The organism is Clostridium sp. UBA4395 (assembly GCF_002390995.1).
In the GTDB taxonomy this organism is placed as follows: Bacteria; Bacillota; Clostridia; order Clostridiales; family Clostridiaceae; genus Clostridium_J; species Clostridium_J sulfidigenes.
This window is the reverse complement of sequence record NZ_DGRF01000066.1, coordinates 17,128-28,375: the sequence shown is the minus strand read 5'-3', so window position 1 is coordinate 28,375 and position 11,248 is coordinate 17,128. Positions and strand designations below refer to the sequence as shown.

The 11,248-nt window shown below is 28.9% G+C and carries 10 protein-coding genes; 3 read left to right on the top strand and 7 right to left on the bottom strand.

What is annotated here, in order from left to right:
• Positions 1-110: 110 nt before the first annotated feature.
• Together B2694_RS11930 and B2694_RS11925 are read right to left on the bottom strand one after the other, a co-directional pair.
• Positions 111-242, bottom strand: a complete 132-nt coding sequence (locus B2694_RS11930; RefSeq protein ID WP_346885933.1) for a hypothetical protein — start codon at positions 240-242, stop codon at positions 111-113.
• A 3-nt stretch (positions 243-245) separates the two neighbouring features.
• Positions 246-1,589 carry a helix-turn-helix transcriptional regulator gene (locus B2694_RS11925; protein ID WP_346885932.1) on the bottom strand — a complete coding sequence of 448 codons (1,344 nt, stop codon included), beginning with the start codon at positions 1,587-1,589 and terminating at the stop codon, positions 246-248.
• Positions 1,590-1,941: 352 nt separating this feature from the next.
• Between B2694_RS11925 and B2694_RS11920 the strand changes: the two genes are divergently transcribed.
• Entirely contained in the window at positions 1,942-3,615 is a 1,674-nt protein-coding gene (locus B2694_RS11920; RefSeq protein ID WP_346885931.1) for a M4 family metallopeptidase, read from the top strand.
• Positions 3,616-3,678: 63 nt separating this feature from the next.
• On the opposite strand, the gene B2694_RS11915 is transcribed toward B2694_RS11920, so the two are convergent.
• The 5 genes from B2694_RS11915 to B2694_RS11895 all read right to left on the bottom strand — a co-directional run bounded on the left by B2694_RS11915 (position 3,679) and on the right by B2694_RS11895 (position 8,574).
• A complete protein-coding gene (locus tag B2694_RS11915; RefSeq protein ID WP_346885930.1) occupies positions 3,679-4,620 on the bottom strand; it encodes a C39 family peptidase in 942 nt (313 codons plus the stop codon).
• A gap of 36 nt (positions 4,621-4,656) precedes the next feature.
• Positions 4,657-5,565 carry a DMT family transporter gene (locus tag B2694_RS11910; RefSeq protein WP_346885929.1) on the bottom strand — a complete coding sequence of 303 codons (909 nt, stop codon included), beginning with the start codon at positions 5,563-5,565 and terminating at the stop codon, positions 4,657-4,659.
• Between the two features lie 154 nt (positions 5,566-5,719).
• Positions 5,720-6,514 (bottom strand): ABC transporter permease, encoded by a 795-nt coding sequence (locus B2694_RS11905; protein ID WP_414632451.1) that lies wholly within the window; start codon positions 6,512-6,514, stop codon positions 5,720-5,722.
• Complete coding sequence (locus B2694_RS11900; protein WP_346885928.1) at positions 6,501-7,268, bottom strand: ABC transporter ATP-binding protein; 768 nt, start codon at positions 7,266-7,268, stop codon at positions 6,501-6,503. The genes B2694_RS11905 and B2694_RS11900 overlap by 14 nt, the downstream gene beginning before the upstream one ends.
• Before the next feature lie 262 nt (positions 7,269-7,530).
• The gene (locus tag B2694_RS11895) at positions 7,531-8,574 is read right to left on the bottom strand and encodes an ABC transporter substrate-binding protein (protein ID WP_346885927.1); all 1,044 of its coding nucleotides are present in this window, start codon (positions 8,572-8,574) and stop codon (positions 7,531-7,533) included.
• A 317-nt stretch (positions 8,575-8,891) separates the two neighbouring features.
• Between B2694_RS11895 and B2694_RS11890 the strand changes: the two genes are divergently transcribed.
• Together B2694_RS11890 and B2694_RS11885 are read left to right on the top strand one after the other, a co-directional pair.
• A complete protein-coding gene (locus tag B2694_RS11890; protein WP_346870335.1) occupies positions 8,892-9,218 on the top strand; it encodes a CGGC domain-containing protein in 327 nt (108 codons plus the stop codon).
• A 224-nt stretch (positions 9,219-9,442) separates the two neighbouring features.
• Positions 9,443-11,215 carry a M3 family oligoendopeptidase gene (locus B2694_RS11885; RefSeq protein ID WP_346885926.1) on the top strand — a complete coding sequence of 591 codons (1,773 nt, stop codon included), beginning with the start codon at positions 9,443-9,445 and terminating at the stop codon, positions 11,213-11,215.
• Positions 11,216-11,248 lie beyond the last annotated feature (33 nt).

The window sequence follows — 11,248 nt, the reverse complement described above, 5'->3', positions numbered from 1 at the left end:
TATTTTGCGACGCCCCCTTTTATTATACTAATTTTTAATTCTATATGTAAAAAGAGCTATTTTAAAATAGATAGCTCCATATTAAAATAGCCACTTTCATTAACTATAAACTATAGTAATTCACTTGAGCTAATACTTCCTAATAGTGGTGGATGTTCTCCATTTTTAGGAATACCAATAACTGTTGCACATAGTAAAACAAAAACTCCTAGTACACACATATTTTTACAAAACTTACTCATTTATCAAAGCACCTCCTTTATACATATTTTATCATTGAAAGAAACAGATTGCAATAAACTTTGTATCATATACAAACACTTTTCAGCCTTTTCATATTCTTTATTTTTAAAATAAAGTTCTTGAAGTTTAGTATAATATTTTATCTTCAAATCTGAATTATTAGTATTTTTCAAAACACCAATAGCAGCTTCTATAATCTTTTCTAATTCTTCCTTCATATTTAATTGACAGTAAATTTTCTCAAGGAGTTCATAGCCCTTAAATATATACTCATAATCATTATATTCGTTAGCTTTTTCAATACCAAGTTCTATTATCATTATAGCCTCGTCATAAAGCTTTTTATTAACATAGATATTGGCCTTTTCAATTAAGGTGTGAGATACATTTTTATTATCAACCTTATTTCTAATTTGTTGAGATTTATTATAGTAATCCAATGCCTTAGATAATTTTTCTTCTCGTCTATATAAGGAACCTAGATTGTTATATATGAGTCCTAGTATCTTAGTACTTTCCTCATCATTTTCTTCCTTTACTATTTCAATTAACTCATGAAGTATTGTTATAGCATTATCTACCTCATTTAATCCTTCATAACAGTTGGCCTTTAATATATTCACATAAACATAATTTAAAAATCTTTTTTCCATGTCAATTCTATGAATAAATTTATTTATAATATCTATAGCTTCTTGAAATTTATTTATACAGCTATATGCTACTGACAAATTATATGTAGCATACCTTAAAACCTTTTCATCCTTAAACATCTCTGCATTATATATTGCTTTATTAAAATATACAATAGCCTCTTCATAGTCAAGAAGTAAAAATTTGCAATAACCCAATCTATTATAAACGTAACATATTTCACTATTTAGTTCTTCACCTCTTAAAATATCCATACAATAAAAATAATTTTTATAGGCTTCTAGATATTGATTTTCTTCAAAATAAAGATCTCCCTTTCTTCTGTATACCTTGGCTTCAATTGAATTTAAGTTATACTCTTCTCCAATATTCATAATTTCGTTTAACTCATTCATGGATAAATCATTTTTAAGGATTTTTTCACAATATAATTTAGCATCCTCTTCCACACTTCTTGAAAAATAATCTTCTTCTAGCTCTAATTCAATATTCAATTCTTTTGCTTTTTTCATAAACTTTTCCGTAATAATCTTTGATGCCTGTAATGTAATATTTCTTCTTCCATTTTCCAATAAACCTAAATATCCTCTGGTAAAATGAGAATCTTGAAATTCTTGCTGAGTCATTCTTAGTTGTTTTCTTAATAACTTTATTTTTTTATTTCCACTTATAAACTCCACACTTCTATCCATAGCCTTCTTATTAAACCCCTTCTATACCTAAGTTTTAATTTATTATTTTCTACCTCATCTTAAATCATATCATTTTTAAATTCATACTACAATAAATTGGATACTACATTTATATATAATATGTATTTCAAATACATATTATTCCATAAAAATGTATTCTTTTTTTATATCTTCATAGAATTTTAAGATGAAAATAAAAATTTATTTACATGATACTACATTTTTCGTGATACAATATGTAATATTCATTGTTTCACTGTAAACTGTTAAAGTAATTTGACTTAAACTTTTTATAGCATTTTTGATACAAAAATATATAATAAAAGTATAATATTAATAAGGGGATGATCTTATGAACAAAAAACTAATTTCAATTCTTGCAACTGTAGCTTTAGCTGCAACCTTCACTTTTCAACCTGTAAGTGCACAAGGCTTAGAAAAACCTACAAAAAATAAAGCAGATATCTTAAAGGAATTCAAAAATTTAAACAATGGTAAAGAGAAAGTTCACATTGACAACAAAGATGGAATGAAACTATTTATAAGTGGTATTCTATCGGAAACTGTTAATCCATCTTCTAGTAGTGTTATTGATTTCTTAAATGAAAACATGTCACTATTCAATATGAAAAATATTAAAAATAACTTTTCTCTTATCACCGCTGAACAAGATGATTTAGGATTTACCCATATAAAACTTCAGCAAACCTTTGACGGAAAAAAAGTTTACGGGAAAACTATAACTGCACACTTTGATAAAAATGGTGTTATTACTGGACTAACAGGAACTTTAGAAAATAGAATATCCTCAGTAACTAAAAAGAATAATAAACCTCTTACTGCAGATAAAGCTATAGAAATAGCTAAAGCTTCTAAGACATTTACTGAATTAACAGAAGAAGTCAGAGCTGAAAATTATATATACTTCGACGATAAAAATGCTTATGAAGTTTATAAAATAAATCTTGCTTATGATCTTCCTGAAATGGAAAGCTGGGAAATCTTTGTAGATGCTTATAGTGGTGATATTATAAAAACAGAAAGTTTAATAAGAGAAGCTGGCCCAGTTACTGGTACAGGCATTGCTGTAAATGGTACTACTAGAAAGTTAAATTTATACCAAAATAAAACTAACTCATATCAATTAAAAGATACTACTAAACCTATGACTGGAACTATAAACACTTATACAGCTAACTATAGAACTACAACAACAGGCACTTTAATGACAAGTTCTAGTACTACAGTTTCTGATAAAGCTGCAGTAAGCGCCCATAGCTATGCAGAAGTTGTATATGATTTTTATAAAGATTTATTTAATAGAAATAGTTTAGATAATAGAGGTATGTCCTTAACTTCTGTTGTGCATTATGGCTCCCGTTATAATAATGCCTTTTGGAATGGATATAAAATGGTTTATGGCGATGGCGATGGCTCCTATTTTGCACCATTATCAGGAGACCTTGACGTAGTTGCTCACGAAATGACTCATGGAGTAACTTCAAATTCTGCAGATCTTGCTTACGAATACCAATCTGGAGCATTAAATGAATCTATGTCAGATGTTCTAGGTGTTTTGGTACAAACCTATGACAAGTACAATGTTGCTAATGGTGGCCAATGGACATTCAATTCTTCTGATTGGGTAGTTGGAGATGAAATTTATACTCCAAATATATCAGGAGATGCGTTAAGAAGTTTAGCAAATCCAACACTATACGATCAACCTGCTCATATGAATAATTATCAAAATCTACCAAACACACAAGCCGGAGACTGGGGTGGAGTTCACATCAACTCTGGAATTCCTAATAAAGCTGCTTATTTAGTTGCTCAAAATATAGGCTGTGAAAAAACTGCTCGTATATATTATAGAGCATTAACTGTTTATTTTAACTCCAATACAAATTTCTCTCAAGCAAGACTTGGTTTAATACAAGCTGCTACAGACTTATATGGAGCTAATTCAACTGAAGTACAAGCAGTATCTAATGCTTTAACATCAGTTGGAATTCTAGGTAACTAGCAGTACACCTATTTATAAAAATTTAAACTCTATATTTAGTATTATGATTAGATATAGGGTTTTTTATTTATAATAGGATAATGCCTTTTTACCCATCTTAGTCCATACTGACTTAAATATGCTTTTATCAACCTTTGCATTTTTAACTCCAGTTAAAGGATCATTATAATATATTGAATTCTCATCCATACCTGTGATTAATACTGCATGTTGAGTAAAATAAGAATTTATAACCGTTCCATTACTGGTCCAAGTATGAGATACTTTCGGTTCTTTAAAAGTAGATGTTATCCATACTACAATTGGTCTTCCACTTGATAGTACGTTTTCCAACTCCCCATAATCACAACCTGTCAAATCTAGTGCTTTATCTGGTAAGTATTCATTTATTACTGGTGCAAGAGCCACAGGATCTATAGAATATCCAGGAGTTTTACCTGTTATATCTCCAACAAACCCCTTCTTTGGGTTTCCCCATTCTATTATACTGCCTTTTGAGTCATATTTAATTGGAGTTAAATCCCTCTTGACCTTTCCAATTACAGAATCCTTACTAATGTTAACTCCTGCATAATTTAGCATCATAGTTAAAGATGTTGCCTCACATCCATTTTTATATTCTGGCAACTGATTAATTATAGCTACATCTAGATTTATTTGTTTTGATGCATTTAATGCTTTTTCTAATTCATCTTTCTTTTTCTGAAGTTCTTCTTCTTTTAATCGCTTTTTTTCAGCTTTTTTAGCTTCTGCTTCTTCCTTAGCTTTTCTTTCAGCTTCTTCTTTTGCTACCTTTTCTTCTTCTTTTTTTCTTCTCTTTTCTTCCTTCTCAAGCCTAGCTTCTTCCTCTGAACTTATATAACTAACATTGCCCTTACTAGCTAAAAAACTCATATGATCTTGAAGAGCACTAACCTTTTTACTTTCATAAATATATATATTAAATGTAATTGTTAATGCTACAAAGGAAAGTGCTAATATAAACAATGCAAAAAGCTTTTTCATAGTACTCCCTCCCTAGTATACAACTCCTATAGAATATTAATTTAAATCCGCCTTTTTAATATTATCGTCAAGTTCTGATTGTACTTTAGGCGGTTTAGTTGCAATATATACAGCTGATATAATAATTATTGAACCTATTATTTGACTAAATCTCAAAGTTTCTCCAAGTATAAAGAAACTAAATATAAAAGTAACTACAGGACATAGGTTTAAGAATAAAGTAGATATACCTACATCTAATTCCTTAAAAGCAAAATTATATCCAAAGTTTCCAAAAGAAGAACATATTAATGCTAAAAATAAAAGATTTAAAATTATATTACCATTAATCATCTGGAAGTTTATAGTTTCAAAAGGTAATAATGGTAGAAAGGCTAGTGTACCAAAAATAGACTGATAGGTTGTAATGGTTATGTTAGAATATTTTTTAAACAAAGGCTTTGTAATTATTAAATACCCACACCATGCTATTACGCTACCAAACATATAAAGATATCCTGATAAAGATCCACCTACTACATCTTTTCCTATAACTAAATAAATTCCAAATATAGATACTATAATACCAATTACACTTAATCTAGATATCTTTGTTTTATAAAATATTTTATCTGCTATTATTGCTGCTACTGGTAAAGTAGCTACTATTATGGATGCTGAATTAGCAGACACCCTTAATATACCATTATTTTCAAAGAAGAAATATAAGGTGATAGCAAAAATTCCACTGACAGCCAATCTTCCATAATCTTCTTTATTAACTTTCTCCTTATTTGTAAATTGTTTTATTATAATAAGTGTTACAGTGGCAATAAAAAACCTAACAAAGGCCATTGCTACAGGTGAAAATGCATCTAATACTACTTTTATACTAACAAAAGAAATTCCCCAAGCTACCACTACACCTATTAACGTTATGTACGCTAATGCTTTTTTTGTCTTCATAATTTTCCCCCCATCTGCATGCTTAATTATATCATAATCTTGTACTATTTCTATTATTAATATAAACATTTATTATACTCTAGCATATTATATTCATATAATAAATCCACTACACTTATTAAAATCTGATAAATGTAATGGATTATTTTTTATTTTATAACTTTGTGGCATATTTTTTTTCAAAATAGTGAACTACTTCATACATTAAATAAGCAATTATTGAAAGAATAACTACACTCATCATTACCATATCTAATTGTGCTACTTGTCCTCCATATACTATTAAGAAACCAAGTCCTTTTTTTGCTACTAAAAATTCTCCCATTATAACTCCTACCCAAGAAAGTCCTACACTAATCTTTAGCGCAGATATAAAAGTTGGTGTCGTAGCAGGAATAATTAAGTTAGTTAAAATTTTAAACTTTGACGCACCAAAGGTCTTTAAGAGTTTTATTTTATCTTCTTCTACTTCTCTAAATCCTGAAAGTATACTTATTATTGTAGAAATTATAGAAATTAACAATGCCATGATTATAATTGCCTTCATTCCATTTCCTGCCCAGAATATTATTATAGGTCCTAAAGCTACTTTAGGAAGTGCATTTAGGACTACAATATATGGATCTAAAACATTGGAAAGAAAGTCTGACCACCACAACATTATTGCAATTATAGTCCCTAAAAAGGTTCCTAAAGTAAATCCAATTATAGTTTCAAAACAAGTTATTGTTATATGATTAATTAAAGCTCCCTCATTATACAACTTTATAAAACTCTTAAACATTCTTAATGGTGTACTGGTTAAAAATGGGTCAATAATCTTTAAATTGCCTAATACTTCCCAAAGAAGAAAAAATGCAACTAATATAAGTATTCTAGTAAAAATAATCTTTCTTCTGTTTCTTTTTACCTTCTTTAAATATTCTTCATGTTCCTTACTTATCATCATAATCCATCTCCTTCCATATATCATTAAAATATACTCTAAACTTACTGTGTTCACGACACTTTAAAGGAGTTAGATTTTCTCCATCAAATTCTATCTTTATAATTTTCTTTATTACTGCCGGTCTTTTTGATAGCACTATTACCCTAGATGACATAGACACAGCCTCTGAAATGTCATGGGTGACCATAATGGCTGTTTTACCTTCATTTTTAATTATTTCGTATATTTCATCACTGACATTGAGTCTAGTTTGATAATCTAGGGCTGAAAATGGTTCGTCTAAAAGTAAAACTTCTGGGTCTAAAGCTAAGGTTCTAATTAAAGCAACTCTTTGCCTCATACCGCCTGATAACTGTCTTGGATAATGATCCTTAAACTCCCATAGATTATAGTTTTTTAATAATTTCTCTAACTTTATTTTCGCATCATCATTCATCATTTTTTTAATTTTTAATCCTATACTTACATTCTGCAATACCGTTAACCACTCAAAAAGTTGATCCTTTTGAAACATGTATCCAATTTTATCTGAGTACCCTTCTTGAACACGTCCATCAACTAATATATCTCCTGATGAAGCTTCAATAAGCCCAGATACTATATTTAAAAGTGTAGATTTTCCGCATCCTGAAGGTCCAACTATACTTACGAACTCTCCACCGTCTACTGTGAAGTTAATATCTTTTAAGGCAACAGTCTCTGCAGATAGTGTATGATAATTCATATAAATATTCTTTATTTCAATTCTATTCATATCTCCATCTCCATATCTTTATTTTTTATCTTCTTAGTTTTCTAATTTCTTTTCTATAATTACTTATAATCCTTAGCTTTAAAGTTCTTTAATATTTTATAGTACTAATATATGAGGTTATAATAAATGTTGATAATAAAACTTATACCATATATAAATAAAAGGAATATGCCTTCAAAATCCTAAAGACATGTTCCTTTAAAATTATTTATTTGTATATACAATTTATAGATTTTAATGATTCTAAAAAATCATTTTTTCTTTATTTCTTCATAGCCTTTTCACTAATTGAATTATTAACTATATCTTTAAATGGTGGTCTTTTAGTTAAAAGTTCCGAGTCATAAGATTCTATAATATCCATTAATCTATTCATATCCTCTTCACTTACCGTTGGAGTTTTAGCGTAAGCCTCTATTTTTTTATAATTTTTCACAACTGTTTCTATTACTTCTTCATCTGTTCCTGGAAAGAAATCTTTTATAGAAGTGGCAACTGTAGCATCCTCATTAGACATTACCCACTCCTGCCCCTTTTGAATAGCCTTAACAAATCTTACTAACAAGTCTTCATTCTCATTAATATAAGATTGAACAGTATAAAAGCATGTATATGGAAGGGTTCCAGCGCTTTCTCCAATAGATGCTACTACAGATCCATTTATCTCATTTGCTATTACACTAGCAGTTGGTTCAAATATTGCAGCATAGTCTCCGGTACCGCCTTTAAATGCTCCTGGAACTGCGTCAAATGCTATATTAGTAACTAAATTTAAGTCCTTTTCTTTGTCGATATTTTCATTTTTTAATACATACTCAAGAGCCATTTCAGGTACTCCACCCGGTCTTCCTCCTATAACTGTCTTCCCTTTAATGTCTTGCCATGAAAACTCACTATGTTTTTTTCTAGATACTAAAAACGATCCGTCCTTTTGAGTTAACTGGGCAAATACTACTGGATAATCTTCTCTACCTTGATTATAAATATACATTACTTGCTCTGGTCCTGAGAATCCAATATCAACACTTCCACTAATAAGTTGTTGCATAGTTTTATCTGCACCTTGACCTGTGGAAAGTTTAATCTCAATTCCTTCTTCTTCAAAGAATCCCTCACTAATTGCTGCATACATTGGTGCATAAAAAATGGATCTAGTTACTTCATTAAGTCTTATAGTTGTTATTTTATCTTTATTCCCTTGATTTTCTTTGTCTGATGTCTTATTTTTATTACATCCTGTAAATAAGCCAACACATATAAATGCACAAATTAAAGCACTTAATAACTTAATAGTTTTTTTTCTCATAATTTCCTCCTAGAATAATATTAGTAATCCAATTTAACACTTCACTTCTCATACTCTATAATATGTAGAATAATGATTTTTGCTAACTAAAGTTTATAACTAATAATTACTTATATTAAAAAAGTATATTTGTATAAATTATAAATACTGTGATATTTGACATGTATTATAACTCATGTTAGTATCCTAGTGTAGCACTATGAAACTTAATAATGGTCATAGACTATCTAAGAAATCTATATACTTAAAATGTATTTTATGTTTAATATTAAATTTATATATTCTATTCATTTTACATTGCATAAGGGGGGATTTATATGTCTATAGCAATAATGGCATGTAGAAAATTAGTGGGTCAATGTTCTGGAACTGGATGTTTTGATGCCTATAACACTTTAACTGATGCGTTTCAAAAGTATGAAAATTCAAAACCTATTTTATCAAGCTTCTTCTATTGCAGCGGTTGTAATAAAACTATATTAGGTGAAGAAGATTGGAATCATAAAATAGAACAACTTAAAAGAAAAAAGGTTAGTACCATTCATATAGCTCTTTGTATAAAGGTTGAGTGTGATAATTATAATAAACATGAAGTGCTTCTAAAAAATCATGGATTCAATGTCATTCATGGCACTCATAGGTAATCAAAATTATTACATAATTTGAATAAATGAATTAAAATTCATTAATAATAAAAGTGACCAGTAGATAAAATTTCAATTGGCTACTTTTATGTTTATATCATTTATCTTATTAAATAATAACTCTAATTTATTTTATTATCTATATAGTTATATTTATTTACAAATTTAACTATGTTGTATTTTTATGTTATAATAGTGTTAAAATATACAAGGAGATGATAAATTTGGAACTCAATTGGAGTCTTAAAGAGCTTTATTCTTCCTTTGAATGCAATGAATTTAAAGAGGATTTGGATAAGCTCGATGTACTTATAGAAAATTTCATAACTACTACTAATAACATTATTGATAGTACAGATTCACCTGATAAGTTGTTAGAAAATTTCATATCTATGAATATAGAATTAAAAACTCTAGCAAGGAAATTAGGTAGTATGGTTCACTTAACTCTTAGTGTAGATACCAAAAATTCAGCTGCTTTAAAATATGATGATATTCTTTCTTTTAAAATTAGTAATCTAGCTGAAAGTGAAGCTAAAATTACAAAATGGATTGGAAATCTTAAAGATTTAGATAAAATAATTCAAGGTTCTAGATTACTTAGTGACCATAATTTTTTTCTTAAAGAAAAAGCAGAAAATTCAAAATATATGCTAAGCGATAAAGAAGAAGCTATAATAGCAAAAATGAAAAATACTGGTTCAGATGCTTGGTGCAAACTTAAAAATGTGCTAACATCTGGCCTTATGATTGATATAGAACTATATGGAAAAAATAAACAACTACCTTTATCTGTGATTAGAAACATGGCTTATGAAGCTGACTCAACTATTAGAAAAAAAGCTTATGAGGCTGAAATTAAGGCTTATGAAAAAATTCATGATGGTATGGCTGCTGCTATTAATGGAATAAAGGGTGAAGTTATAACACTTTGTGATATGAGAGGGTTTCCTTCTCCACTAGATAAGACTCTTTTTAATTCAAGGATGGATAGAAAAATTTTAGACTCTATGCTAGACGCTATTAAAGAATATCTACCTATATTTAGAAAATATCTCAAAAGAAAAGGCGAACTTTTAGGTCATAAAAATGGTCTACCATTTTATGATTTATTTGCGCCTATGGGCAATGCTGATATGACTTACACCTATGAAGATGGATGCAAGTGTGTAATTGATAATTTTAGAACCTTTAGTGATGACTTATCAGATTTCGCTAAAAATGCCATGGAAAAATCATGGATAGATGTTTTACCTAAAGAAGGAAAGGTAGGAGGTGCATTTTGCTCTAGACTTCCTCATGTAGGTGAGAGTAGGGTGTTATTAAACTATGGTAATACCTTTAGTGATGTAGTTACCCTTTCCCATGAGCTTGGTCATGGGTATCATGGATATTGCCTTAACAATGAAAGTATATTAAATGCACATTATCCTATGCCAATAGCAGAAACAGCTTCTAACTTCTGTGAGACTATAGTAAAAAAAGCAGCTATTAAAACTGCTACTAAAGATGAGGCTTTCTCTATCTTAGAAACTGAAATTAGTGACTGTACTCAAGTTATAGTTGATATTTATAGTAGGTTTCTATTTGAGAGTGAATTATTTAAAATAAGAAAAGAAAGATCTCTTAGTGTAAAAGATTTAAATGAAATAATGATTAATGCCCAAAAAGAAGCTTATGGTGATGGCCTTGATTCTAACTTCCTTCATCCATATATGTGGGCTTGTAAAACTCATTACTATTATGCTGAAAATAATTTCTATAACTTCCCTTATGCCTTTGGTCAATTATTTGCAAAAGGTCTTTATGCAGAATACTTAAAGAGGGGCGATTCCTTCCCACAACAATATAAAACCCTTCTTTCATCAACAGGGAAAAATTCTTTAAGCGATATAGCTAAAATAATGAATATTGATATCTCTTCTAAAGACTTTTGGATAACTTCTTTAAAAATGATAGAAGAAGACATCAATCTATTCTTAAAATATAATAGTTAAAGTAGTTAAGATTATATTAGAAATTAAAAAAAC